Below are 26,584 nucleotides of genomic sequence, written 5' to 3'. Positions count from 1 at the left end.
TGCGTCAGGTCTGCCCGACGGTGCGGGCAAAGGCCGGCCGGCTGGCCATGCGTCCCACATAATCGGTGATGACGGGCTCGCTTTCGAGCCCCGGGGCGCCAAACTTCATGGCCCAGCCGAGCTCTGAGCCGATATAGACATCGGCGGCAGAGAAACGCTCGCCCAAGATATAAGGTCCTGGGGTCAGGGCGATCTTGATGGCGGTCAGCACGTCTTCGTAAGTGCCGTGGCCGGTCATCCCAGCGGGCTCTACCGGCGGCCGCTTCATCATCTTGTCCAGGAGAGCCGGCTCGAAGCAGCTGCCGCCGAAGAAGAGCCAGCGATAGTAAGGGCCGCGCGCGGGATCATCCAAGGCCGGGGCAAGACCGGCATCCGGGAAGGCATCGGCGAGATATGCGATGATCGCGGGCGTCTCGGTGATCACATTGCCGCGGTGAACAATGGCGGGCACCTTGCCCATGGGGTTGATGGCGAGATAATCCGGGTTCCGCTGCTCGCCTTTCTGAAGGTCGAGAGTGACCGTGCGATATTTGGCGCCGACCTCCTCCAGCATCCAATGAACGATCAGGGCGCGTGAGCGTGGGTTGTGATAGAAGACGATTTCATCGCTCATGATTAGATCTCCTGCTCATTGCGCAGCGGCGGGTTTGGGACGCCGCACGAAGCCATGCTCGGCCTGCAGCATCTCGCGGGTATAGTCGCTTGCAACATCGCCGCGCCGAAGGGCCGCCGCCGAGGTCTGCTCGATGATCGACCCGTGCCGCATAACGATGATCCGTTCGCACAGATGTGCGACAACAGCAAGATCATGGCTCACCAAGACATAAGTGAGGCCATGCTGGGCTCGCAGCTCTTCCAGCAGATTGAGGATTTCCGCCTGCACGGATGCATCGAGCGCCGAAGTCGGCTCGTCCAACAGGATGAGCCGCGGCCGCAGAATCAATGCGCGTGCGATGGCAACTCGCTGGCGCTGGCCACCGGAGAGCTGGTGGGGATAGCGAAACCGGAACCCTGGCCCAAGACCAACTTCCTTCAATGCGGTCACGATACGGTCCGCGGTGTTCCTGATCCGGTGGATCGAGAGCGGCTCGGAGAGGATCTGGTCCACGGTGTGGCGTGGGTGAAGCGAGGCATAGGGATCCTGGAAGACCATCTGCACCATGCGGAAGAAGCTCATGTCGCGCCCGGTGCCCAGGGGCTTGCCTTCGATACGGATCGCCCCTTGCGAGATCGGGTTCAGCCCGGTGATCGCGCGCAGCACTGTAGATTTGCCTGAGCCCGACTCGCCAACCAGGCCCAGCGATTCGCCGGCCTGAAGCGAAAAGCTCACATCATCGACCGCGGTGAACCGCTGAGCGCCTGAGCCGAAGGTGACGCCGAGATGATCGATGTCAAGGAGCGCATTCATGTCATTGCGCCCATGCGGGATCACGCGAGAGAACGGGGAGCGGATGACGATCACCGGTGAGCTTGGGCAGGCAGCCCATGAGGCCGCGCGTATAGGGATGCTGAGCGGCGTGCAGGTCGCCCGAGGGCAGGCTCTCCACCACCTTGCCCGCATACATGACGAGAACGCGATCGCAGAAGGAGGCCACCAGTTCCAAGTCGTGGCTGATGAAGATCAGTCCCATGCCGCGCTCGGAGACGAGCTCATCGAGAATACGCAGCACCTCGAGCTGGGTGGTGACATCGAGCGCTGAGGTGGGCTCGTCCGCGATCAGGAGATCAGGGTCGGTGATCAGCATCATGGCGATCATGACCCGTTGGCCCATGCCGCCCGACAGCTCATGCGGATAAAGCGACATCACCCGGGTTGGGTTATGCAGCTTCACCGCGGCGAGCATGGCGGCAGAACGCTCCAGCGCCTCCGACCGGCTCGCTCTGCGGTTATGGGCGCGGTAGGCCTCGACCATCTGGCGTTCAACGGTCATGACCGGGTTGAGCGAATATTTCGGGTCCTGCATGACCATGGTCATACGGCTGCCGCGCAGGGCGCGGAGCTGGCGGGGCGATGCGGTCAAGAGATCGGTGCCGTCGAAGTTCAGCGTTTTCGCCGTGACTTCGCCCGGTGGCCGGGTGAGGCCGAGAATGGCGCGGCCGGTCTGTGACTTGCCGGAGCCGGATTCACCGACAATTCCAAGCCGTTCGCGGCCGAGTGTGAAGGAGACGCCTCGCACCGCCTCCACTATTCCGCGGCGCAAGTGGAAGCGCACGCGCAGGTCCTCGATCGTCAAGAGAGGGCTCTGGCTCATCGGGCAGCCTTCGGATCGAGAACATCGCGCAGCCCATCACCCAGCAGGTTGAAGCCGAGGCTGACGATGAAGATGGCAAAGCCCGGCATGGCCGCAACCCACCATTGGTCCATGATGAAGCGACGGCCAGAGGCGATCATGGCGCCCCATTCCGGCGAGGGCGGCTGGGCGCCAAGCCCCAGGAATCCGAGGCCGGCGGCGGTGAGAATGATGCCTGCCATATCGAGCGTGACCCGCACGATCACCGAGGACATGCACAGGGGAACCACATGCTTGAGGATGATTCGCGGTGCGGAGCCGCCCTGCAGCCGAACCGCGTGAATGAAATCGCTGTTGCGAATGGTGAGTGTCTCGGCGCGGGCGAGCCTTGCATAAGGCGGCCAGATGGTGATGGCGATCGCAATGATGGCATTCTCGATGCCGGGCCCCAAGGCCGCCACGAAGGCCAGCGCCAGCACCAGGCGGGGAAAGGCCAGGAAGATGTCGGTGAGGCGCATGAAGGCCGCATCGATCCAGCCACCGAAATAGCCGGCGATCGTGCCGAAGAACAGGCCGACCGGCATGGCAATGACCGTGACGAGCGCAACCACCATGAGGGTGAGGCGCGAGCCGTAAATGATGCGGGAATAGATATCGCGCGCCTGATCATCGGTGCCGAGCCAGAATTCGGCGCTGGGCGGCAGCAGCCGCTGGGTTCGCAAATCACCGCCTATGGTTGGGGAATGGGTCGCCAGCACATCCGCGAAGATGGCGACGATGACCAGCATCAGCACGATAACGAGCCCGAGGACCGCAAGCGGATTGCCGATGAAGCTGCGCCAGGCGACATAGAAGCGGCCAAGGCGGGCCTGTCCGCGGGACTGGGGCTCGGGGGTCAGCAGCCATTCCTTCCAGCTGCCGGCAGAGCTGGGGCGGGTTGCATCGGTCATGGCGTGCGCGTCCTCGGATCGAGCAGCCGATAGAGCAGGTCAGACACGACATTAAGGCCGACAAAGGTGACGCCGATGATGAGCGTGGCGCCGAGCACGGCATTCATGTCGGCATTTTGCAGGGAATTGGTGAGATAGGCGCCGAGCCCCGGCCAGGCGAAGACGGTTTCCGTCAGCACCGAACCCTCGAGCAATGTGGCGTAGGAGAGCACGATGACCGTGACCAGGGGCACCGCAGCATTGCGCAAGGCATGGCGCCACACAACGCGCGATTCAGACAGGCCCTTGACCCGGGCGGTCGTCACATATTCCTGGGTGAGCTCGTTCAGCATGAAGGAGCGCGTCATGCGGCTGATATAGGCCAGCGAAAAATAGCCAAGCAGGCTCGCAGGCAGAATAATGTGCGAAACCGCGTTCCAGAACACGTCGATCTCGCCCTGGAGCAGACTGTCGACCAGCAACATGCCGGTGACCGGGGTGACGAGATAATCATAGGCGATATCAAGCCGGCCGGGACCTGCAACCCAGCCGAGCTTGGCATAGAAAAGCAGCAGCGCCATGAGCCCGAGCCAGAAAATCGGCACAGAATAGCCGACGAGCCCGATCACCCGCACGATCTGATCGAGGAGGCTGCCCGCGCGAACGGCGGCAAAGACGCCGAGCGGCACGCCAATGATCGTTCCGATGAGGGTGCCCAAAGTCGCGAGCTCGATGGTTGCCGGGAAATAACGGCCGATATCCTCGAGCACCGGATTGGAGGTGAGCACCGAGCGTCCGAAATCACCGGTGATCGCCTGCTTGCAGTAGATCCAGAACTGCTGGATGAGCGGAAGGTCGAGGCCGAGTTCCTGACGCACCCGCGCATAGACTTGCGGCGGGGCACGATCGCCCACGACCGCGAGCACAGGATCGATCGGCACGAGCCTTCCGATCACGAAGGTCATGGCCAACAGCCCCACAAGGGTGACGGCCAGCATCAGGAGAAAGCGCACGAGCGTCAGCCCGGTGGCAAGCACCAGGCTGGAGCCCTTGGCCCGGTCCTCTCGACGAAACCCAGCCGCCGTTTCGGAGACCGCGCCAGTTCCTGTCGGCTCAATAACCAAGGTCAGTCTTTGCTCACGCCCGCGACGATATTGGTGTCAAATGACGGTCCAAGCACGAAATTCTTCACGTTTTTCGAGAGGGCAGCCACCTCGATCTGCTGGAACATGATCACGAAGGGTCCGGTCTCCATGACCTCCTTCTGCATGTCCTCATACATCTTGGCGCGCTTGGCCGTGTCGCTTTCGAGAATTGCGGCGTCCACCTGCTTGTTCAGCTCAGGCGTGTCCCAAGCGTTGCGCCAGGCGAGGGTCTTGGACGGACCCTCGTCCGAATTGTCGGGATTGGAGGCAAAGGTCTGCGCATTGGTATGGGGATCCTGATAGTCGGCACCCCATTGTCCGATATAGAGATCATGCTGGCGGGCACGGTATTTCGTCAGCGTCTGCTTACCATCGCCGGGGATGATCTCCATCTTGATCCCGCCTTGTGCAAGATTTTGCTGAATGGCTTCGGCCATGCCGGCGATCGGCTGGGTCGAGCGGACATCCATGGTGATGTTGAAGCCCTCGGGATGGCCCGCTTCGGCAAGCAGCGCCTTGGCCTTCTCGACATCGAGCTTGTAGGGCGTGTCATTCACCGCACCAAGGAAGCCCTTGGGCAGGAAAGCCTGATGCTTCTCGCCCAGGTTCTTCATGATGGTGTCGGCAATCGCATCATAGTCGACCAGATATTTCATGGCCTCGCGCACCTGCGGCTTGGCCAGAATCTCGTTCTTCTGATTGAGGCTGAAATAATAGAGCGTGCCTTTTGCAGCCCTCTGGAGCTGGATCTGATCATTGGCCGAGACCGCTTCGATCTCTTCCGGGCCAAGATTGCGGGCAACATCCACATCGCCCTTTTCGAGCAGCAGGCGTTGGGTTGCGGTTTCGGGAATATGCCGGTAGATCGCGCGAGCGAGCGCCGGCTTGTCTCCGCCGTAATTGTCATTGCGCTCCATCACGATCACTTCGTTGGCGCGCCAGTCGCGGATCTTGAAGGGACCCGAGCCGGCGTAATGAGTCCTCAGCCACTCATGGCCGAAGTCGCCATCCTTCTCGTTTTCCATGAGCAGCTTGCTGTCGACCACGGAGGCGACGGTCGCTGTCATGCAGTAAAGGACGAAGCTGATGGCGTAGGGCTTGTCCATGGAGAAGACGACTTCGTAATCACCGGTCGCCTTGATCTTGTCCTTCACATTCTCCTTGGTGATGCCAAACTGGGTGATGATGAAGGCGGGTGACTTATCGAGGAGCACCGCGCGCTGAAGGGAATAGGCGACATCATTGGCGGTCAGGGGATTGCCGGAGGCAAATTTCCGCCCCTCGCGAATCTTGAAGGTGACGGTCTTGCCGTCCTCGGACACGGACCAGCTTTCCGCAACGACACCGTGCAGCTTGGAGACGTCATTGATGTCGTAGCCGATCAGGCGCTCATAGCTGTTGCCGGCGACCTCTGCCCCGGAAAGCTCGAAGATTTCCGCCGGGTCCAAGGTGATGATGTCGTCGAACTGCCAGGCTTGGACCAGCGTGTCGGCCGGGGTGGCTGCGAGTGCCGGCACCGATAATCCGGCCACGAATACCATCGCCGAAAGGAAGTCTCGCAATCGGGGCATTCGCATGGCTATCCCTCCCTTGTGTCAGTGTGAAGAGCGGAGTGTCGCTCCGATATCCTGCGACTGTCCATTGACCCTTTCGGGGAATAGACCGCGGGGCACAAGGTTTCTATTCTGTACGTCTGCGCCCGGTTGGAAGCAGGATACTCAAGGCTGCCAAAGTGATCAGGCAGAGGCCGATATAATCCATGGTTGTGGGGCGCTCGTCGAGCAGAATGGTGGCGCCGAGAACACCGATCGCGGGCACCAGCAGGGTCCCGAGGCTCGCAATGCCCAAAGGCACATGCGGCAGGATCGCGAACCACAACAGGTAGGCGATCGCAAGGGCCACGATGACGTGGTAGAGGAGCGCCAAGGTCGTGCTCTCGGCAAGGCCGTGATAGACGGGGATTCCCTCGAAGAGCAGCATGCCGCCAATGGCGCAGACCGCACCGGTGAGGAGCTGCCAGGTGGCCACGGTGAGTGGCGCCGCATCCACGGGCCATTTCTTGGTCACCACGCTGCCCAGAGCCCAGCAAAGGCCGGCGCATAGTGCATAGATGAGGCCAATGCTGAACCCGCCGGATGCGATCAGCGGCCATGAGAGCGCTGCCAGCCCCGCAAGGCCCAGGCAAATGCCCGTCATGCGCTGACGATCCAGTGGCTCGGCCAAGAACAGCCGGGCGAAGATCACGGTCCAGACCGGCATGGTGAAGGTCACGATCACCGCGCGCGAGGTGGAGGTCATGAGCTGGGCAAAGGCAAGGAACAGGTTGAACCCGGCAATGGTCAGCATGCCGGCGAGGATCAGCGGCCCGACCTCGCGACGCGAAACCGACAGCCTGTTGCCTCGGATAAGGGCGGCGACGGCGAGGACGATGCCAGCGCAAGTGAGGCCTATGGCCCGTAAGGTCCAAGGCGAGATCTCATTGAGCGCGATCTTCACTGCAGGCCAATTCAGTCCCCACATGCTGGCCAGCAGCAGCACGCCGGCGAGATGAAGCGGCCGGGCCGTGGTGGTGAGCTTCATGGCTGCAAACGCACGCCGATCTCGGCGGCCGCATCCAGCATGGCGCGGAGATGACGTGGCTCACCATTCTCCAGAGGCAGGCTCGGCGTCAGGGTGGTGATGCTGATGCTCGCGACGAACCTGCCGGTTCGATCAAAGACCGGCACTCCCAAACCCGCGAGACCAACGATGTAATCATCGATCGCGAGCTCCCAGCCCCGTTGCCGGATGAGATTCGCGGCGGCCTCGAGCTCCGCGGGATCGGTCTGGGTGAACGGGGTGTGCTTCGGCAGAGCTTGCTGCAAGATTTCGAGGCGCTCCTGCGCGGAGAGGTGAGCGAGTATGACGCGCGGGCCGCCCGCGCAATTGAGCGAAATGCGCGTACCGATTGCAGACCATGGCGCGTCGATATGAAGGTCGCGTGCCTTTACTCGGTCAAGGCACATTGCATGTGACCCGAAGAAGGACCAGAGGAAGGCGGTGGCCCCGGTGATCTCAGTGAGCCGGGCGAGCACGGGTTCGGCGACGTCCCTCAGATCGCGGCCATAATTCACGGCCGGCACGAGCATGAGCACGCCGGGCGCCAGCGCATAAGCCTGCTCTCTCTCATGATATTCGACCAGCTCGACAACAGACAATGTGTGGAGCAACCGGCGCGTGGTGCTCTTGTCGAGCTGGGTTCGACGGGAAAGCTCCGCCAGAGACAGGTGCGTCTCACCGGGCGAGAAGGCGCGCAAAATCGCGGCCGCACGCTCAACCGAGCGCACGATCGGCACGCCGGGCCGGGGCCTTAACCTTGTGTCGTTACCGGCTTGTGCTGCACGCATGTTCAGTTTCGTGTCATTGTGTGACCCATAGTGTCATTTCTTGACACTCTCGAAAAGACCTTTCATACCCGGAGAAGCAATGCTTACATCGCGGTCACGAGGGGGCCGCAATCGGATGAGGGTGAACCGATGACGCTTGCTCCAGACATGCGCCGTGCGATTGTTGAGTCCGTGGAACAGGGGTTTGCGGACCAGCTGGCCTATACACAGAAGTTGGTCTCGTTTCCCTCCGTCCGCGGCGCCGAGCACACGGTTCAGGATTTCACGTTCCGGGAGCTGCACAGGCGCGGCTTTGTCATGGACCGGTTCCCGATGGACCAGGAGGCGATCGAGCGCCATCCCGGCGGGTCGCCCTGGTCCGAGCAGCATTCGACTGCGCCGATCGTTGTGGGCATTCATTACCCGCGCGAGGAAAAGGGCCGATCTCTCATTCTCCAATCGCATCTCGACGTGGTCCCAACCGGACCGGAATCCATGTGGCAGCACGGGCCCTATGGCGGCGAGATCGTCGGCGACTGGATGTATGGTCGTGGCTCGGGCGACATGAAGGCCGGCGCGGCTGCCAATGTGTTTGCTCTGGATGCCTTACGGCGCATCGGGCTGCAGCCTGCCGCCACGGTCTATGTGCAGTCGGTCGTCGAGGAGGAATCGACGGGCAACGGGGCGCTGATGACGCATCTTCGCGGCTATAAGGCGGATGCGGTGCTGATTCCCGAGCCTGAGGATGAGAAACTGGTGCGCGCCAATGCGGGCGTGATCTGGTTCCAGGTCGAGGTGCGCGGTCTGCCTGTGCATGTGCGCGAGATGGGCGCCGGCGCCAATGCGATCGACGCGGCCTACCGGGTGGTCGGCGAATTGCGGAAGCTCGAGCAGGACTGGAACCACCGCAAGGCCAATTACGAGCATTTCAAAGATGATCCGCACCCGATCAATCTGAATATCGGCAAGATCGAAGGGGGCGACTGGGCCTCATCCGTGCCCTGCTGGTGCCGGATCGATTGCCGTATCGCGATCTATCCCGGAGTGGATGCGGCCAGCGCGGCGCGGGAGATCAGTGAGCGTGTTGCGAATTTCGCGCGGCAAGATCCATTCCTGTCAAACATGCCGCCGAAGGTCACCTTCAACGGCTTCCATACGGAAGGCTATGTGCTGAAGCCGGGCTCGGAAGCCGAGCAAGTCCTTGCCAATGCGCATGAGGCAGCCGTAGGCAAACCTCTCGAGACGCTCACAACGCCAGCCTATCTCGACACCAGGGTCTATGCGCTCTACGACCAAATTCCAGCCTTGTGCTATGGCCCCGTATCCCGGAACATCCACGGGTTCGATGAGTGCGTCAGCATCTCGTCGGTGAAGCGTATCACCACCGCCATGGCGCTGTTCATCGCCGAGTGGTGCGGCACTGAGCCTCTCGTGGGGGCATAAGCACCGCAGGCTGCGGGCATTCGTTCAGGTCTGAATCGAGGAAGAGGGAACAGGGGAGATATCGATGGGACTGAAACGCCATTTGTTGAGTTTCGCCGTGGCGGCTGCGCTTGGCGGTACTGCTTTTGCAACGTCAGCATCAGCGGCCGAGATCACCATCGGCGTCATTGGGCCGCTGAGCGGCCCTGCCGCCAATTCCGGCATCTCCATGCGCCAGGCCTATGAGGCCGCAGCCACACAGGTGAACAAGGAAGGCGGCATCGAGATCGAGGGCGAAAAGCGAGAGGTCAAGCTCATCTTCGAGGACAGCGCCTCGCGTCCCGAAGTCGGCGTGAGCGCCGCTCAGAAGCTGTTGACGCGCGACAATGTCGATATCCTGGTCGGCGACACGATCTCGAGCTCGGTCACCCTGGCCATCATGGAAGTTGCGCCAAGCTTCGGCAAATTCATGATGAGCGGACAGCCCGTCTCGATCGAGATCGCCAAGAAGATCCAGAGCGACCCCGAGCGCTTCGCCAATTTCTGGAAGTCGAGCTTCAACAGCGATGCCTATGCGCAGACGCTGTTCGAGACCGTCAATGATCTGATCAAGAAGGGCAGCTTCACGCCGAAGAACAAGAAGATCGCGTTCATCGTCGAGGATACCGACTACGGGAAGTCGAATGTCGAATATACCGAGCCGCTCTATAAGGAGGCGGGCTGGACGGTGTCGTCGAGCGAGACCGTGCCGCTCGGGCACGCGGATTTCTACCCGCAGCTCTCCAAGCTGCGTGGCGATGAGCCGGATGTGCTGGTTTCGATCTTTACGTCCGTCAATTCCGGCATTGCGCTCGTCAAGCAGATCAAGGAACAGGGCCTGAAGTCGCTGCACCTGGCGGTCTATTATCCGATCCGTCCGGAGTTCCTGCCGGGTGCGGGCGATGCGGCGAACGGGCTTCTGTGGACGCCGTTGTTCTTCGACCCCACGAACAATCCGAAGCACAAGGAATTCGCGGAAATGTTCAAGGGGCTGGCCGGGGTTGACGGCAATGGCGACCATGCGCAAGGCTTCTGCGAAATGGGCGTGCTGCTGAACAACATCAAGGCAGCTGGATCAATCGAGCCCGCCAAGATCTCGGAAGCCTTTGCCAAAACTGACTTCCCCTGCGTGATTGCGCGCTATGTCTATGATACCGCCAATCACACGCCAAAGGTCGGCGCCGAGTATCTGCCGGTGCCGATGGCGCAGATCCAGAACGGTGTAAGCCAGGTGATCTGGCCGGAGACGACCGCCACCTCGACCTTCAAGCCGGTCGAGTAATATCCTGGCTGTCCCGCGTTCGTGGGGAACGCGGGGCAGCTCTCCCGCCGCACGTCTATTCGTTCGATTGCCAAACTCGGAGTCCCGAACCTATGCCGAGCCCGGCGCCGGATCCTCTTCTCAAGGTCGACGGCATCACGATGTCCTTTGGCGGCATCGTCGCGATCGATAATCTGTCGCTTACGGTCCAGCCCGGCGAGATCCTTGCGCTGATGGGGCCGAACGGCGCGGGCAAGACCACGACCTTCCATGTGATTGCCGGGGTGCATTCGCCCAATAGCGGCAAGATCATCTTCAATGGCCAGGATATTACCGGCCTCAAACCGGATGGGCGCTGCCGCGCGGGCGTTGCGCGCACATTTCAGATTACCCAGCCATTTCACGAGCTGACGGTGGAGGAAAATGTCATGGTGGGGGCGCTTGCCCATAACAGCACCATGGCGGAGGCAAGGGCCGATGCGCGGCGCTATGTGGAAATGGTCGGACTCGCGGACCGGGCGGATGTGCTGGCCAAGGGGCTGAGCACGGGGCAGCGTAAACGCCTCGAAATGGCGCGCGCCATGGCGACCCGGCCGAAGCTGCTGCTGCTGGACGAGGTGACTGGCGGCGTTGATCAGAAGAGCATTCCGGGGCTCATCGATCTGGTGAAGCGGCTGCGCAGCGAAGGGCTGACCCTGGTCATCATCGAGCACAATATGCGTGTGATCAACGAGCTGGCCGACCGCGCCATCTTCATGAACCGGGGGATACGCATGGCCGAGGGGACCCCTGCGGAAATTGCTCAGCACCCCGAAGTGATCGATCTCTATCTAGGGGAGGCCACCGAGCATGGCTGATACCCCAATGCTGCAGGTGGACAACCTGAACGTCCTCTATGGCGATTATCAGGTGCTGTGGGATGTTTCGATGAGCGTCGGCCAGAAGGAGGTCGTCGCTGTTCTCGGTCCGAACGGTTCGGGCAAGAGCACGGTGCTCAAGGCCATTATGGGCCTCGCTCCTATCCGGTCGGGCAAAGTGCTATTCGAGGGCCGTGATCTCACCAAGGTGCCGACCCATGAGATGGTGAGCCTGGGCATTTCCATGGTTCTCGAGCGGCGGCGACTGTTCGGCGATATGACGGTGCGCGAGAATGTGCTGCTCGGCGCCTATCATCGCAGCGTCAACAAGGATACGCGCAGCAGGCTGGAATGGGTCGAGAGCCTGTTTCCCATCCTGGCGGAGCGGCGCGATCAGATCGCGGGCAAGATGAGCGGGGGCGAGCAGCAGATGGTGGCGATCGCCCGCAGCCTGATGGCACGGCCACGCCTCTTGTTGATGGATGAGCCTTATCTCGGCTTGTCCCCGCGGATCGTGAAGCAGATCGCCGAGATCATCCGGCGCATCAATCAGGAAGGTATCGCGGTCATCTTCAACGAGCAGAACGTGCAGCTCTCCTTCGGGCTGTCGCATCGGGGCTATCTGCTCGAAGGCGGCCGGGTTGTGCTGGCGGGCACCGGGGAAGAGATGATCCATTCCGACGTGATCCGCCGTGTCTATCTCGGCGCATGAGCTTGCGGGGAGCGCAACGGCTCGCGTGGGGATCGGGGCGAACCAGGGGCAAGGGAGAGGGACTTGAATTACGCGATCTTCCTTGAGCAGGTCATCAATGGCCTGATCATAGGCTCGATGTATGCCCTGATCGGCAGCGGCATCGCCTTGATCTATGGCACCATGCGGGTGCTGAACCTCGCCCATGGCGAGTTCTATATGCTGGGTGGCTACTTCGTCTTCTTCCTGGTGGTCACCTATGGGGTGCCATCCTATCTCGCCATACCGCTGGCGATTGTGGCCACGTTCATTCTGGGCGCGCTCGTCCAGCGGCTGACGATCCATTACCTCTTGCCGAAAGAGGGATGGGCCTTCTCGACCATTGCCGCAACTCTGGGACTTTCGATCTTCCTGCAGAATGCGGCGCTGCTGCTGTTCGGCGAGCAGTTCCAGAGCGTGCCCTATTACCTGTCGGGCATCGTAGAGTTCGCCGGTATCCGTCTGCCGGTGCAGCGTCTGCTCATTTTCGGCGTAGCCCTGCTGACGATCGGCATCATGACCTATGTCCTGAAGCGCACTCGGCTTGGTTGGGCCATTCGAGCAACGTCACAGGATCGAGACGCAGCGGCGGTCGTGGGGATCCCCGCCCAGCGGATCTATCTCATCACCTTCGGAATCGCGGCGGCCCTCGGCGCCATTGCTGCGGCCATGCTGGCGCCGATCTATGCGATCAATCCATGGAGCGGCATGCCGATCCTGCTCAAAGGCTTCGTGGTCGTCATCCTCGGCGGTCTCGGCAGCTTCCCCGGTGCCATCGCCGGTGGCCTCATCCTCGGGGTGGTGGAAGCGATCGGTGTGCAGCTCACTTCCTCGGAATGGCGCGATGTGATCGCCTTCGCCCTGATGATCGGCGTGATCTGGTGGCGGCCCTGGGGCCTGTTTGGAAAGAAGCCCTCGTGATGACCCGCCTTGCCGCACAGACCCAGCTGGCTGACCGGAGATAAGCATGTTTCTTCCGCTGAAACCGCAGCATTGGGCACTGATCGTTGCCGCGATTGCCATTATGGCGGTGATCCCGCTCCTCACCCGCGACAGCTATCTGCTGCACGTCCTGATCCTGTCGATGATCTTCGGCATCTTCGCTTCGGCCTGGAACCTGGTCACCGGCTTTGCAGGCCTCAAGACGTTCGGCCATCATGCCTTTTTTGGCATCGGCGCCTATGTCTCAGCCCTGATCAGCATCAATGCGGGTTTGAGCCCCTGGCTCACAGTGTGGATTGCGGCCTTGGCGGCGACCGTTGCGGGCCTGTTCATCGGCTTGCCCATTCTGCGCATCAAATCCATGCCGCATGTGGCGATCGTGACGCTTGGCTTTGCGGAGATCGTGCGCATCGTCATTTCCAACCTCCAGTCGATCACCCGGGGTGAGCTTGGGCTCTGGGGCATTCCCGCCTTCACCGGCTTCACTCTGCCCGGGCTCGGCAAGGTGGCATTCACACCCGCCGATAAGGTGCCGTACTACTATCTCGTGCTGATCCTGCTCATCGCGTCCACGGCGGTGATCACCCTGCTGATGCGCTCAAAAACCGGGCTGTCAATGGTTGCCATGCGCGATGCCGAGGACGCAGCCGAGAGCCTCGGGGTCAACCTCACCAAGCAGAAGCTGCTGGTGTTCGGGGTCAGCGCTTTTCTCGTCGGGTTGGCCGGTGCCTTCTATGCCCATTACATCGGCATCCTCACCCCATCGGCCGCGGTGGGTGTCGATCTCATGATCCTCATCATCGCCATGGCGCTGGTGGGCGGGCTTGGCACGCTGAGCGGGCCGCTGATCGGCGCGCTGATCCTCACGGTCACCGTCGAGCTGTTGCGCGATCTCGATAATTACCGCCTGCTGGTCTATGGCGCGATCATCATTCTGATCGTGATGTTCCTGCCCAGGGGCCTTGCGACGCTCGGTCCGCTGGTGATGAAGCGGTTCGGCACCCGGTCGCAGTGAACTCGTAAAGTGAAAGGAGCAGGCATGCTCGACAAGGACGTTGCCAAAGCCATCACGGATGCGGTCGATGCGGCATTCGATGACCAGATCCGCTTCACGCAGGACATGGTGCGCATTCCCTCGTTGCGAGGCCAGGAGCACACCATGCAGGATTTCATGGCCGATGCCATGGCCAAGCGTGGCTTCGATGTGGATCATTGGCGGATCAATGTGGACGACATCAAGGATATGCCGGGTTTCGCGCCGGTGGCGATCTCTTACGAGAATTCCTTCAATGTCGTCGGCACATACCGGCCGAAGACCCGCAAGGGCCGCTCGCTGATCTTCAATGGTCATGTGGATGTGGTGCCGACGGGTCCATGGGAGCGCTGGACGACGCCGCCCTTCGAGCCGCGTATCGAGGGCAAGTGGATGTATGGCCGTGGCGCCGGTGACATGAAAGCGGGGCTTGCGGGCACGCTGTTTGCTTTCGATGCGGTGCGGGCGGCCGGCTTCATGCCCACGGCGCCGATCCACTTCCAATCGGTGGTCGAGGAGGAATGCACGGGCAATGGCACGCTCGCCTGTCTGCAAAGGGGCTATCGCGCCGACTGTGCCTTCGTTCCCGAGCCGCTGGAGCCGAAGCTCATGCGGGCAGAAGTGGGATTGATCTGGTTCCGCGTGCATGTCGACGGCGATCCGCAACATGCTTCCGCCGGGTTCAACAATGTGGGCGCCAATGCGATCGAGAAGGCGCTGAGCCTATGGCCGCATATCAAGGCGCTGGAAGACGTCTGGAACGCGCGCAAGGTCGACCACCCCGTCTATAAGGATCATCCGCATCCGATCCGCGTCAATCTCGGAGAGATCTCGGGCGGCGAATGGACGTCCAGCGTGCCCGCCACGGCAACCCTCAATGTCCGCGTCGGCGTGCTGCCGGGAGCCAAGCTTGCGGATATTCGCAACGAGATCGAGGCCTGTATTCGTAAGGCGGCGCTGAGCGATCCCTATCTCTCCAATAATCCGCCACGGGTCGAGTATCACGGCCATATGGCGGAGGGATACGTTCTGGAGAATGCGGCGGTGCCGGAGGCGGTGCTCGCCGACAGCCACTATGCCGTGTTCGATCAGAAGCTCGAGGACGTGGTGACCTCTGCTGCCACCGACGCTCGCTTCTTTGGCCTCTACCAGAACACGCCTGGCCTGGTTTACGGTCCGATCTGTGAGCGGCCGCACGGGTTCGACGAGCGGGTCGACCTCGAGTCCGTCAGGGCAGTGACCAAAACGATGGCGCTGTTCCTGGCCGAGTGGTGCGGCGTAGAGAGAGGATAGAGCCAAGTGAATAGCTTGCGCGTGGATAGCGACCGCCTGTGGTCGGCGCTCATGGAGATCGGCCGCATTGGTGAGACTGCTGCTGGCGGCTCACGGCGGCTTGCACTCACGGCCGAGGATGGAGAGGCACGGCATCTTCTGTGCCGTTGGGCCAAGGAGGCCGGCTGCAGCGTCACCGTGGACAGGCTCGGCAATATTTTCGCCCGCCGTGAAGGCAGCGATCCCCAGGCCGCACCGGTTATGGTGGGCAGCCATCTCGACACTGTGCCGACGGGCGGGAAATTCGACGGCATTCTGGGCGTGATTGCCGGGCTCGAGATGATCAGGCGGCTGAATGATCAGCAGGTTGCAACGCGCGCGCCGATCGAGCTTGTGTGCTGGACCAATGAGGAGGGGGCGCGGTTCTCGCCAATGACCCTCGGCTCGTCGGTCTTTGTTGGCGATATTGCGTTGGATTTCGCGCTGTCGCGGCAAGATCCGTCCGGCGTGACCGTTGGTGAGGCGCTCGAGCGCATTGGCTATGCCGGAAGCAGTCCGGTGGGGGGCCGCAAGGTTGGCACTTACCTCGAGCTTCATGTGGAGCAGGGACCGCTGCTCAAGGAAGGGGGCGAGCAGATCGGCGTTGTCACGGGCTCGTTCAAGGCGCTCTATTTCGTGGCAACGGTGAAGGGACAGGCCGCGCATGTGGGCCCGACCCTGATGGAACAGCGCAGCGATGCCATGGTGGGAGCGGCGGCGCTCACGCTGGAAATCGATCGGATCGGCCGGTCGCGCGGGCGGGATGGGCGATCGAATGCACCGCATATCGAGATCTATCCCAATGTGCGCGGGGTAATTCCGGCGGAGGTGCGGCTAAGCTGCGATGTGCGCCATCGCGACCCGGAAGAGGCGGTGCAGATGGAAGCCGAGCTGCGGGCGGCGTGCCGCAAGGTCGAGCAAGAGCGGGGCGTCACCATAACGCTCGAGCAATATTTTGAGTTCGGCCCGGTGGAGATGGACGCGAGGATGACCGGTCTCGTGAGAGAGACCGCCGATCAGCTGGGCTTGACCCATCGGGACATCCTGACCGTGGCCAGCCACGATGCGGTTCCGATGATGAGGCTCTGCCCGACCGCGCTCATCTTCGTGCCGAGCGAGACCGGCATCTCTCACAATGAGACGGAATACAGTACTCCAGCCCAGTGTGCGGCCGGAGCGGACGTGCTTCTGAACATGGCGCTGAGGCTGGCGAGCTAGAATAGGCTAGCGTGTCTCAGCGGCGGGCGGTGCATCGGGCCAGAAGCGGGTGCCTGCACGCGCATTGCCGCCGCCCATGCCGATCGCTACACCATCTGCGCGCCAGCAGGCGGCACCGGTGGTGCTGCCATTCGGGTTGAATGCAATGGCGGTCATGCCGCCGCCCACATGCGGAACGGGAAGCACGGTCCAGCCGCGGGCTGCGAGTGCCTCACGGGCCGGTGTCGGAAAGGCTTCTTCAACCTCCAGCTCCTGACCTTGCGTCCACAGGCGTGGTGCCTCGACCGCTTCCTGCAGTGTCATGCGGTGGTCGATCAGATTGACGATCGCCTGCATCGCGGAGCCGAAGATACGCAACCCACCCGGCAAACCCAAGGCAAAGGCCGGCTTGCCCTCGCGCAGCACAACCGTTGGCGCCATTGAGGTGGTGACCCGCTTGCCCGGCGCAATGGACAGGGCGTGTCCAGGGTGCGGGTCGAAGAGGGACATATAATTGTTGGGGATGATCCCGGTGCCTGGGATCATGAAACGGGCGCCGAACAGGCTGTTGATGGTCTGGGTGCTGGCGACGATGTTGCCATCGGCATCGGCCACGGTAACATGGGTGGTGTTGGCGGATTCCGCTGAGATGACACCGGGCCCCCAATTACGGGTCGCCATCGCATCGATCTTGGCGCGACGGTCGTCCGCATAAGCTTTGGCAATCAGCTGCGCAACCGGAACATCGACAAAGGCCGGATCAGCCGTGGCGGCCGCCCGATCAGCAAAGGCGATCTTGAGGACCTCACCGAGCAGGTGCATGGTTTCAACGGAGCCAAAGCCGAGCCCGGCCAGATCATAACCCTCGAGAATATTCAGCATCTGGAGCACGTGGACGCCGCCGGCAGAGGGCGGGGGTGGCCCATAGACGTCATAGCCGCGATAGGTGCCATATACGGGCGTGCGCTCGATCGTCTTCACCGCTTCGAGATCGGCCGCGCTGACCAGACCTCCAGTGCGTGCCATGTAATCGGTGATGATGCGGCCAAGGCTGCCGCCGTAGAAGACCTCGGGGCCTTCCTCGGCAATCACCGACAGTGTTTCGGCATAGTCCGTCATCACCAGACGGTGGCCTGGGGGGACCGGCGAGCCATCTGGCACGTATAGCCGCGCAATCTCGGCATCGAGAGCAAGATCCGCCGCAGCTTCCTTAATGCAATTGGCGAGGTATGGGGTCACCGTGAAGCCGCGCCGGGCATGCCGGATAGCGGGCTCCATGACATCGGCAAGCGACAGTCGGCCGAAGCGGACGAGTGCGTCGCACCAGCCGCGCAAGGTGCCAGGGGTTGCGACCGATTTCGGGCCCAGCATGTTCTCGCGGCCCACAGTCTCCATGTAATGCGGCATGCGGTCGGACACTGGCCGATACATCTCGGGCCTCGCGGCCATGGGAGCGGCGCTCAAGCCATCAAGGACGAGATGGCGACCATCCGCCATGCGGATATGGGCCATGCCGCCGCCAAATATGCCCACCATCATCGGCTCGACCACGGTGAGGGTGAAGAGTGCAGCGATGGCGGCATCGACCGCATTGCCACCAGCAGCCAGCATCTCCGCGCCAGCCGCGGAGGCAAGCCCGTGATTGGTGACGACCATACCAGCCGTGCCCTGGGCGGGGCTTTTCTCGCACAGGAAATCTACGCCCGCGCCTGTCCGCCAGTTCTGCTCGTCCCGCTGTGCTTCCGTCCTCACCACACCACCTGCATCAGCCTCTCTTAAGACTGGACTACAGCGGCTCACGGCATCTCGCAAGGGACCGAAGGAGACCTGCGGCTTTTCTGGCACGACCATCGGCGAAGCGCGGGAATTGACATGCAAGGGCGAGATTTGCAACGAAAAAGTGTATAAAGTGATAGATACCCGAAACAAGTTCACAGGGTCCTATCCACACCATGAGATCCAGCTTGCTTAAAGCTGGGGCCGCCGTACTCTTGTCGGTGGGCCTGGCGTCCTGCGCATCGTTCCATGCGCGTGATCCGGTTCCGATGGCTCAGGTGGATGTTGCCGAGCCGGTGGGCTATGAACACATTCGGTTCTGGGGAGATGCGATCCCCGATCCGTCGGATGCAGCACTCACATTGCAAGCGGCGCATAGAGCGGCGGAATATCGCCGAACGGGACGGCAGCCGCGGCAGCTCGATTTCCTCGCCATCTCCGGCGGCGGTGAGAATGGCGCATTCGGTGCCGGTTTGCTCGCGGGCTGGAGCGCACGCGGCACACGGCCCGAGTTCGAGGTGGTCACGGGAGTGAGCACAGGCGCTTTGATCGGCGCGATGGCATTTCTCGGGCCCTCCCGCGATGCGGAGCTGACGGCGCTCTATACGCAGTATGGCGGAAGCCACATCATGCGGCGGCGCGGTCTGCTCAGCGCGCTGCTCGGTGGGACGTCGCTCGCCGATGATACCCCCCTTGCCAATCTGATCGTGCAGGCAATTGACGAGGATTATCTGGACGAGGTTGCGGCTGAGCATATGCGCGGGCGCCGGTTTTTCGTGGCGACAACAAATCTCGATGCGCAGAGACCGGTGATCTGGGACATGGGGGCTATTGCGAGCAGTGGCGCACCAGACCGGCTGGACCTGTTCAGATCAGTCCTGCTGGCATCGGCTTCCATCCCGGGCATTTTTCCACCCGTGGAGATCGAGGTGACCGTTGATGGCGTGCTCTATGACGAGATGCATGTGGACGGCTCGGTGACGGAAGATGTCTTCGTATTTCCCGCCTTGTTCATGAAGGCGAGCAGCACGAAACGGCACATTCCCCGTCGCCTCTACGTCATTCACAACGGTAAGCTCGGGCCGGAATGGTCGGCGACGAAGCTCAGCCTGCTGCCCATTATCGAGCGGTCGATCTCAACGCTCACCAAGGCTCATGGAACCGGCGACCTGTTCCGGCTCTTTGCCCTCTCCGAGGCCAATCGGCTCGAGTTCCGGATGGTGGCAGTTCCAGACGATTTTGCTGCAACCTCCACCGACGATTTCGATGTGCACTATATGCAGGCGCTTTACAGCCGCGGCTATGCGATGGGTAACAGCAATCTCCAATGGCTGCGGATGCCACCGGCATTGGGATTTAGCTCGGCCGGGCTGCGGTGACGGGCAGGCAAGTGCCACCGCGCGGTTTCGATTGCCGTTGCGCGCGGGTGACCGATCTTCGGTCTTTCCGATCAATAGATCGAGAAGGGAAAGTATTTTGCATTGATCTGCTGATAGGTGCCGTCAGCCCGGATCGCGTCGATTGCCTGATTCAATTGCTCGCGAAGCGCCTCGTCTTCCTTGCGAACGGCGATGCCGGCGCCCAAGCCAAAATAGGCCGGATCACTCAGGGGCTCGCCAACGAACTCGCAGCAGGCGCCCTCCGGTGTCTTGTTCAGCCAGTCATAGACGGCTGTGGACTGAACGAGCACAGCATCAATGCGGCCGGCTGCAAGATCCAGCATCGCCGTATCATGGGATCCATAGAGCTTGATGGTCGATTCCTGGTAGTGTTCCTCCAGATATTTGGCATGGATCGTGGAGGACTGGGCGCCAAGACTTTTGCCGGCGAGGCCGTCGGGTGACGTATCGGTGATATGGGAGGATTTCGGCGCAACGAAGCGTGCGGGCGTTCGGTAATAGCGCTGGGTGAAGGCGACGACCTTCATCCGCTCTTCCGTGATCGACATTGATGCGACGATGGCATCGATCTTCTTCGAAAGAAGTGCTGGAATGAGGCCTTCCCAGTCCTGCGCAACGAACCGGCAATTTGCCTGCAGCTTCACGCAGAGCGCTTTGGCGATGTCGATATCGAAGCCCTGGAGATTCCCGCTCGCATCAGTGAAGTTGAAGGGTGGGTATGACCCTTCGGTTCCTATGACCAGATCTGATTGCTGGGCAAATCCGCGCCCATCAGCGCCGATGAGAATAAATAGTGCAAACACCCCCGCCAGCATTCGCATAGATTACTCCTGTACGCCACGCCATAAAGGCGATCTTACTACTGCTTCCCACCCTCCCCAGGGCGAAGCTTATCAAGTACCGTTGCGCCGATGTTGGCGCGCTTCGGTCAACTCCATGGTTGTTCGATGAAGACGATTGGCCAGCTCACGCATGATCTCGACGGCCATTTCCGGAAATTCAGCGACCATGCGGAGAAAGTGCTCCTTCATGATCTTGAGCGTTTCGAGGCGATTGACGGCACGCACGGTTGCGGTCCGCGGCACCTCGCACAGGATGGCAATCTCGCCGATGAAGTCGTTTTCGCTGACCTCGGCGACGGCGAGCTGGCCATCGGGTGTATCTACGAGAATCTCAGCGGATCCGGCGATGATGACATAGGCCGCATCACCGATATCGCCCTGATGAAAAAGCTCCTGGCCGGGCTCGAAGGACATACGCTCGGACGTGAAGGCCAGAAGCTTGAGTTTCTGAGGAGAGACGTTTGCGAACAGAGGAATGCGCCGAAGCGCGTCCACCTCATCCTTTAGGGAAGTCATGCCGTACTTCTCCTCCGATGACGTCATGATGCGGCGACCCTTTGCCGAGGACTATCGCGATCAGAGCCACGATCAGCGAGACTATCGGCGACCAGCCGGCCCTGATCGAAAGTAAGTGTACGATCGAATAGCTGGGCGAGATCGGGCGTGTTCAATACCCAGAACAGCCCGAATCCTCTGTCGCCGTCTTCCTTCGCCGCGGCGAGGACCCGCTGAACGATTTCCGCATAGTTGCGGCTATCCAAGGCTGACAATGCGCGGTTCACGATCAGGAAATCGACACGCTTCATCAGAACACGGGCAAGTGCCAGTTTCTGCCGTTGCGAGGCAGAAAGCCGCTTGCCGCCCGAGCCCACGTTGAAGTTGAGCCCGGCCTCGATGATGGCATGCTCCATGCCCAGTTGATCGAAGACCCGGCGCATGGCCTCGCGCACACGGCGTGGCCCATCGGCTATGCCGTATGCGATACGACCGAACAGCACATTGTCGAGCAGGTTCGAGGCGATGTTGTATTTGTCAGGCTCATAGAACGCGACAGACCCGGCGAGATCGCTCGGCAAGCCCGCACGGAAGGCTTTGCGCGCCTCCACCAGGCGCCTCGCGAGAGCATCATCAAGCAGGCCCAAGCGATGGCGCGGCTCGATATAGCCCAGCGCGAGCTTGAGCAGCATCGCCCGGTCATCTCTGGCCGTGGCGCCGCCGGAACTGAGCCGGGCCAAGATCGCCTTATATTCTGGAATTTCCTCGGCAGTCATCAGGCTGAGCTGCTCGAAGAAGGGATGATCAGGGGCCAGCCCTGCAAACAGATCGGTGACTGTTTCGGCGATCTCGCGGCCCATCTCGACGAGATTGTCCTCAAGCGCCTGGTCCTGCAGGACCTCGTGCATATAGGCGTTGGTCGGCAGATTTCGGATCGCGAAGGTATCGTCGAGGGCCGTACCGAACAGCAGGTTCTCGGCAACGGTCGCCTGAAAGTTATAGCGGTCGGGATCGAATATCTCGACCAGCTGGTTCAGAGGAGGCTCCGACAGCATGCGGCGCAGATGGGAGCGTGCCTCCAGTGCCTGGCTCATGATCTCCGGCGAGGTTTGGGGATCGATGGTCGACCGCAGGCCCAGATCGAACATGTCCGCGTGCAGATCGACCATCATCAGCACTTCCATGAACCGGGGCGTGAGCGCCTCCGGCCCGGTGAGACCGGCACTCTCGTAATCGACCCAGTCGGCATTCACATCCATGGTGGTGTTGCCGGAGGCAAGGGCCTCGGCCGCAAGTATATCCGGCGGGACCCTCGTCTCTGCCGTCTTGGGCTGTCCGCGGAGCGGCACATGGCATATGCCGTAAAGGAGGACTTCCCGGATAGACGCATGGGGGAAATAAGCATCGGGACCCACGTAACCGATGCGACGCCCCGTGAAGGCCTCAGGCAGCTCCTCGAGCGGCTTGCCATCGATCGTCGCCCGACCGCTGGTCGGCGGCGTCAACCGGGCAAACACCTCTGCCACGGTTTCGGCGCCGCTATTGATCGGCCCGATGGCAGCGACGCGCTCCTGCGGCTGGAGGGTGAGGGAGGTGGACTCGAGCAACCGCGCGCCGGTCTCGTCGATGACGCTCACACTCGCCAAGGCCAGAGCGGTCTCGATATGGGGAATGGGCCCCTCGGGCGGGAGCTGCAGCTTGGGATCGAGCATATTGTCCGGACAGAACTGCTCGATCACCTGATTGTACTTCACCTGTACATCAAGGCGCTGCTGATCCCAGTCGATCAGTTCCTTGATGGGTGTCGGGAGATCCTTATACGCGCCGATCACCGCAACCAGCTGGCCAATATCCAATGAGCCGCGCAAGGCGAAATAGCCACCGATCAGGTAGAACATGAAGGGTGTGAGCTGCGCGAGAAAGTTATTCAGCCATTTGACCGCAAACTTCCTCTGATAGAGCTCGTAGCGGATGAAGAAGATTTCACCGAGCCGGTTGGAGATGTCTGCCCGCTCGCGGTTCGACGCGTCATTGAGGTGAACGTCGGCGACCCCCTCCACAATTTCGCCGACGCGGCCGGCCAAAGCCCGAGCAGTGATCTGGCGCTGCTTGGACAGAACCAGCAGCCGGCGCCTCAGGCGTGGGATGATGTAAGCCTGTACTGCCACAACAGCAAAGGCGATCATGCCAAGCCAGAAATTCTGCGCCAGGATGAAGGCAAGCGCGGTCAAGGCCTGCCCACCGAGAAAGACCGGCTGGACGAATGCATCGCCGATGAAGCCTCCCATCGGCTCCACCTCGTCCTTGATCATAGTGGCCACTTCCGGCGCCTTGATCCGGCGGAAATGGCTGAGGGGGAAGCGCATCACCCGGTCGACGAGGTCATAGCGGAGCCGACGCAACATCCGCTCGCCGAGGCGGCCTTTATATGTGTTGATGTAGAATTTGAACGCGCCGTTGATGCAGACCAGCGCGAGGAAGGTCAGCGAGAGGGCAATGAGCATGCCCATCCTGTTGAGCTCGAAGCCGGAAAAGAGCTCAACTTCGCCGCCACCGAGAAACTGCGGCAGGCCAAAGGCGAGCCTCAGAAACCGGGCTGTCGCGTTTGCGGCTTCAAAGCCCTCGCCCGTGATCGGGCCATTGACGATCTGCTTGGGAAGGTCGAGCGAAACGAAATAGACAGGCATCGACAGCAGAATGATCGCCAGGATCCAGATCTGCTGTTTCTTGGTGTGATTCCAAATATACCAAAATAAATTGCTTTCCATCACTTAATCCCGAAGCGCATCTCCAGTGCAGCTTGCGCCGCACAGGAGCTCGCGCTCGAACAGTGCCACAAACATTATACGGCCAGTCGGGCCGGCGGCCATGTCAGTAATATGATGGCTCCGGAGCGTCCCCCACAATCCGCACTCAGAGTAGCCTCACAGGCTCATCATATCGGCTGTCTCAGGTCAATCTTCATACCCATATTTTCTGCATTCGAATAAGAACATCCTTTACAAATATCGAATTGCTTCAAGTATCCCTTCCTGCGTGCACGGGCTGCCTCGTCCGATAAATAAGCCCTGAGGAAACCGCCCTCGCCAATATTGGGCAACTGGACCATCTGGTCATAATCAATGCAGCAAAGACCTAGATCGCCATTCCAGAAGACGACGGTCTGATGGAGCGGGGCGGTACAGGTGGCGCGCTGTATTCCGGTCGGATGGCGCCGAAGGTCTTCACGGGTAGGAAGAAAGCGGCTGAATTCCTGCTTCTCCTGTTCAGTCGTATAGGAGCCGATGCTGAACGTCTTGAAGCGAATCTGATCAAAGCCAATGTCTTCGGCCCAGCTGCGGATATCCTCCATTTGATGTTCGGAATAGCCGGTCAGCAGGGTTTGCAAAACGCATTTGGGATTCTTGACCTTAAGCTTGCGCCGCGTGGACAAGAACATCTCGATATTCGCCTTCACCTCCTCGAAGCTGGAGTTCACCCGATAGCTTTCCTGCGCCTCCTTGGAAAAGCCATCCATGCACAGATAGACGCGCCCAAGGCCGGCGGTGATCAGGCGCTCGGCCATGTCTTGGGAAAGCTTGGTCGCATTGGTCGAAAGGAAGGTGTCGTGGCCATTCTGGTGCGCATAAGCAACAAAATCGGGCAATGCGGGATTAAGTGTCGGCTCGCCGGAGAAGTTGAAATACATCGCCGGCTTTTCCTTCATCTTCTTGAAGTCATCGACGATCGCTTTGAACAGATCGAGCTTCATAAGCCCACGTTTGCGCGTCATCGCGATGGTGACGGGGCAAACGGGGCAGCGCAGATTGCAGGAATTGGTGACGTCGACCACGATGATGGTCGGCGGCTTCTTGAAGTAAGATAGGGGCAGCATATGCGCGAAAAGGCGCGAAACCCGCGCCTTCAGGGGAAGATGAGCCTCAAGGGTGTGGCTGGTGGCCATTCGCGATCCTTAATGTCAGCGGTGACTGCTCAACTGTTGCGCATGCGCTTCACCGGTCTCAGCCGAACACCTCAGGCACTCCGACGAGCGCTCGAAAAGTCGGCCGACTGTCCAGCATAGAAGCTCAATTCTCAAAGCCGATCTAATCAACGAAATGCCGAGAAACAATGCACCGCATCGTGAGCACTGTCGAGCAGGCTTGTGTCAAGGAAACGCCATCTTGTCGTTACCAAGTTCGCGCCAAATGCCGGTTCTCAGATATGGCAGTCTCGTGCTAGGGATGATGCTTGGGCGACAGCGGATCCTCGCCGTGGGTGATGCGGGAACGATCCGGAATAGCGGATGAGGGGACCGGAGAATGGCTCGCGGCAGGCGCGACGGCGCCAAGATCTTGCTATATAGCCACGACACCTTTGGTCTCGGTCATCTCAGGCGATCGATGACCATCGCCCATAGCCTCGTCGAGCGCCATAAGAGGCTTTCCGCTCTGATCGTGACCGGCTCGCCCATCATCGGCGCGTTTGATTTTCGCTCCAGGGTCGATTTCGTCCGGGTGCCGGGCGTGATCAAGCTGCGCAATGGCAATTACACCGCTCTCAACCTGCATATCGATATCAACGAGACGATCGGTTTGCGGCGCGCGATCATCGAGCGAACGGCGGAGGTCTTCGACCCCGATCTGGTCATCGTCGACAAGGAACCGAGCGGATTGCATGGAGAGTTCGCCGGAGCGCTCGATCTCCTCAAGACGCGCGGAGCACGGATCGTCCTGGGCTTGCGGGATGTTCTCGACGAGCCCAAGGTTCTGCGCAAGGAATGGCGACGTAAGCGGGCGATGCAGACGATCGAGGCCACCTATGACGAGATTTGGGTCTATGGACATCGCGCACTCTATGAGCCGCTCACCGGGCTGAAGGTGAGCGAGTCGGTTCGCGAGAAAATCGTCTATACCGGTTATCTGCCACGGGCCCTGGCCAAGACGGCCGCCAATCACCATTGGCCATCGATTACCGAGCAAGACTTTCTCCTGGTGATGACCGGCGGCGGTGGCGATGGGGCAGAGCTGGTCGACTGGATCCTGCAAACCTACGAAGCCAGGCGCGATCTGCCTTGGCCGGCGCTGATCGTGCTTGGGCCGTTTATGCCATTGGAGCAGCGCGAGGCCTTCCATGAGCGTGCCGAAAAGCTGCGGGATGTGGAGGTGATGGTCTTCCACAATCAGGTCGAGCATCTGGTCCAGCGCGCCCGAGCGGTTGTCTGCATGGGCGGGTACAATACCTTTTGCGAGGTGCTCACCTATGACAAGCCGGCATTGATCGTGCCGCGCACGCATCCGCGCCAGGAGCAGCTGATCAGGGCAAGCCGCGCGGAGGCATTGGGGCTCGCACGCATGCTGCTGGGGACCGATTCAGTGGGAAACTATGTGGCCGATATTGATGCCATGGCCGAGGCTCTCGGTGCGCTGGCGGACCAGCCCCCGCCATCGGCCCGCATGCTGCCCGACCTCATGGCAGGGCTGGAGAGCGTGAATGCTCAGGTAACCCCCTGGATCAATGGACGGTATGGCGATTCTGTTCGAGGTTCAGACGGTCCGTTCTGCGGTTCTGGATCCAATCCCGACACGGCCGGCGACGGACTGCAGCGGCTTAGCGCTGCTGGGTAGCGG

General features: G+C 61.0%; 23 protein-coding genes. 10 read left to right on the top strand and 13 right to left on the bottom strand.

The window, feature by feature from the left end; genetic code table 11:
- Positions 1 to 4: 4 nt before the first annotated feature.
- The 8 genes from RCF49_RS12120 to RCF49_RS12085 form a co-directional block, all read right to left on the bottom strand.
- Positions 5 to 613: a glutathione S-transferase family protein gene (locus RCF49_RS12120; RefSeq protein ID WP_342640139.1), complete on the bottom strand. Its 609-nt coding sequence runs from the start codon at positions 611 to 613 to the stop codon at positions 5 to 7.
- Positions 614 to 628: 15 nt separating this feature from the next.
- Positions 629 to 1,408, bottom strand: coding sequence for an ABC transporter ATP-binding protein (locus RCF49_RS12115; RefSeq protein WP_342640138.1), 780 nt, complete (start codon positions 1,406 to 1,408; stop codon positions 629 to 631).
- A gap of 1 nt (position 1,409) precedes the next feature.
- On the bottom strand, positions 1,410 to 2,252 hold the full coding sequence (locus RCF49_RS12110) for an ABC transporter ATP-binding protein (RefSeq protein ID WP_342640137.1): 843 nt from the start codon (positions 2,250 to 2,252) through the stop codon (positions 1,410 to 1,412).
- On the bottom strand, positions 2,249 to 3,181 hold the full coding sequence (locus tag RCF49_RS12105; RefSeq protein ID WP_342640136.1) for an ABC transporter permease: 933 nt from the start codon (positions 3,179 to 3,181) through the stop codon (positions 2,249 to 2,251). Before RCF49_RS12105 ends, RCF49_RS12110 begins: the two co-directional genes overlap by 4 nt.
- Positions 3,178 to 4,200, bottom strand: coding sequence for an ABC transporter permease (locus RCF49_RS12100; protein ID WP_342644191.1), 1,023 nt, complete (start codon positions 4,198 to 4,200; stop codon positions 3,178 to 3,180). Before RCF49_RS12100 ends, RCF49_RS12105 begins: the two co-directional genes overlap by 4 nt.
- Before the next feature lie 86 nt (positions 4,201 to 4,286).
- Positions 4,287 to 5,876, bottom strand: coding sequence for an ABC transporter substrate-binding protein (locus RCF49_RS12095; protein WP_342644190.1), 1,590 nt, complete (start codon positions 5,874 to 5,876; stop codon positions 4,287 to 4,289).
- 109 nt (positions 5,877 to 5,985) lie between these two features.
- On the bottom strand, positions 5,986 to 6,885 hold the full coding sequence (locus tag RCF49_RS12090; RefSeq protein ID WP_342640135.1) for a DMT family transporter: 900 nt from the start codon (positions 6,883 to 6,885) through the stop codon (positions 5,986 to 5,988).
- Complete coding sequence (locus RCF49_RS12085) at positions 6,882 to 7,691, bottom strand: IclR family transcriptional regulator (protein ID WP_342640134.1); 810 nt, start codon at positions 7,689 to 7,691, stop codon at positions 6,882 to 6,884. The genes RCF49_RS12090 and RCF49_RS12085 overlap by 4 nt, the downstream gene beginning before the upstream one ends.
- A gap of 129 nt (positions 7,692 to 7,820) precedes the next feature.
- Here RCF49_RS12085 and RCF49_RS12080 point away from each other — a divergent pair, with 129 nt between their 5' ends.
- From RCF49_RS12080 to RCF49_RS12045, 8 genes are all read left to right on the top strand, one after another.
- On the top strand, positions 7,821 to 9,113 hold the full coding sequence (locus RCF49_RS12080) for an ArgE/DapE family deacylase (RefSeq protein ID WP_342640133.1): 1,293 nt from the start codon (positions 7,821 to 7,823) through the stop codon (positions 9,111 to 9,113).
- Positions 9,114 to 9,177: 64 nt separating this feature from the next.
- The gene (locus RCF49_RS12075) at positions 9,178 to 10,413 is read left to right on the top strand and encodes an ABC transporter substrate-binding protein (protein WP_342640132.1); all 1,236 of its coding nucleotides are present in this window, start codon (positions 9,178 to 9,180) and stop codon (positions 10,411 to 10,413) included.
- A 92-nt stretch (positions 10,414 to 10,505) separates the two neighbouring features.
- Positions 10,506 to 11,249: an ABC transporter ATP-binding protein gene (locus tag RCF49_RS12070; RefSeq protein ID WP_342640131.1), complete on the top strand. Its 744-nt coding sequence runs from the start codon at positions 10,506 to 10,508 to the stop codon at positions 11,247 to 11,249.
- Entirely contained in the window at positions 11,242 to 11,961 is a 720-nt protein-coding gene (locus RCF49_RS12065) for an ABC transporter ATP-binding protein (protein ID WP_342640130.1), read from the top strand. The genes RCF49_RS12070 and RCF49_RS12065 overlap by 8 nt, the downstream gene beginning before the upstream one ends.
- Positions 11,962 to 12,024: 63 nt before the next feature.
- Positions 12,025 to 12,900 (top strand): branched-chain amino acid ABC transporter permease, encoded by an 876-nt coding sequence (locus tag RCF49_RS12060; RefSeq protein WP_342640129.1) that lies wholly within the window; start codon positions 12,025 to 12,027, stop codon positions 12,898 to 12,900.
- Positions 12,901 to 12,946: 46 nt separating this feature from the next.
- Complete coding sequence (locus RCF49_RS12055) at positions 12,947 to 13,936, top strand: branched-chain amino acid ABC transporter permease (protein ID WP_342640128.1); 990 nt, start codon at positions 12,947 to 12,949, stop codon at positions 13,934 to 13,936.
- A 24-nt stretch (positions 13,937 to 13,960) separates the two neighbouring features.
- A complete protein-coding gene (locus RCF49_RS12050; protein WP_342640127.1) occupies positions 13,961 to 15,247 on the top strand; it encodes an ArgE/DapE family deacylase in 1,287 nt (428 codons plus the stop codon).
- 6 nt (positions 15,248 to 15,253) lie between these two features.
- Complete coding sequence (locus RCF49_RS12045) at positions 15,254 to 16,483, top strand: Zn-dependent hydrolase (RefSeq protein WP_342640126.1); 1,230 nt, start codon at positions 15,254 to 15,256, stop codon at positions 16,481 to 16,483.
- A 6-nt stretch (positions 16,484 to 16,489) separates the two neighbouring features.
- On the opposite strand, the gene ggt is transcribed toward RCF49_RS12045, so the two are convergent.
- The gene (gene ggt / locus RCF49_RS12040; RefSeq protein ID WP_342644189.1) at positions 16,490 to 18,118 is read right to left on the bottom strand and encodes a gamma-glutamyltransferase; all 1,629 of its coding nucleotides are present in this window, start codon (positions 18,116 to 18,118) and stop codon (positions 16,490 to 16,492) included.
- 308 nt (positions 18,119 to 18,426) lie between these two features.
- Between ggt and RCF49_RS12035 the strand changes: the two genes are divergently transcribed.
- Positions 18,427 to 19,617, top strand: coding sequence for a patatin-like phospholipase family protein (locus tag RCF49_RS12035; RefSeq protein ID WP_342640125.1), 1,191 nt, complete (start codon positions 18,427 to 18,429; stop codon positions 19,615 to 19,617).
- A 71-nt stretch (positions 19,618 to 19,688) separates the two neighbouring features.
- Here the strand turns inward: RCF49_RS12035 and RCF49_RS12030 are convergent, their stop codons facing one another.
- The 4 genes from RCF49_RS12030 to RCF49_RS12015 form a co-directional block, all read right to left on the bottom strand.
- Positions 19,689 to 20,459 carry an ABC transporter substrate-binding protein gene (locus RCF49_RS12030; RefSeq protein ID WP_342640124.1) on the bottom strand — a complete coding sequence of 257 codons (771 nt, stop codon included), beginning with the start codon at positions 20,457 to 20,459 and terminating at the stop codon, positions 19,689 to 19,691.
- A gap of 72 nt (positions 20,460 to 20,531) precedes the next feature.
- Complete coding sequence (locus RCF49_RS12025; RefSeq protein WP_342640123.1) at positions 20,532 to 20,996, bottom strand: cyclic nucleotide-binding domain-containing protein; 465 nt, start codon at positions 20,994 to 20,996, stop codon at positions 20,532 to 20,534.
- A 23-nt stretch (positions 20,997 to 21,019) separates the two neighbouring features.
- Complete coding sequence (locus RCF49_RS12020; RefSeq protein WP_342640122.1) at positions 21,020 to 23,743, bottom strand: ABC transporter transmembrane domain-containing protein; 2,724 nt, start codon at positions 23,741 to 23,743, stop codon at positions 21,020 to 21,022.
- Positions 23,744 to 23,910: 167 nt separating this feature from the next.
- On the bottom strand, positions 23,911 to 24,807 hold the full coding sequence (locus RCF49_RS12015) for a radical SAM/SPASM domain-containing protein (RefSeq protein ID WP_342640121.1): 897 nt from the start codon (positions 24,805 to 24,807) through the stop codon (positions 23,911 to 23,913).
- 469 nt (positions 24,808 to 25,276) lie between these two features.
- On the opposite strand from RCF49_RS12015, the gene RCF49_RS12010 reads away from it, so the two are divergent.
- Positions 25,277 to 26,581: a glycosyltransferase family protein gene (locus tag RCF49_RS12010; protein ID WP_342640120.1), complete on the top strand. Its 1,305-nt coding sequence runs from the start codon at positions 25,277 to 25,279 to the stop codon at positions 26,579 to 26,581.
- The last annotated feature ends 3 nt before the right edge of the window (positions 26,582 to 26,584 follow it).

The sequence above is a fragment of the Rhodoligotrophos sp. CJ14 genome (assembly GCF_038811545.1).
Classification (GTDB): domain Bacteria; phylum Pseudomonadota; class Alphaproteobacteria; order Rhizobiales; family Im1; genus Rhodoligotrophos; species Rhodoligotrophos ferricapiens.
The sequence above is the reverse complement of the archived record's forward strand: the minus strand, read 5'-3'. Positions and strand labels throughout refer to the sequence as shown.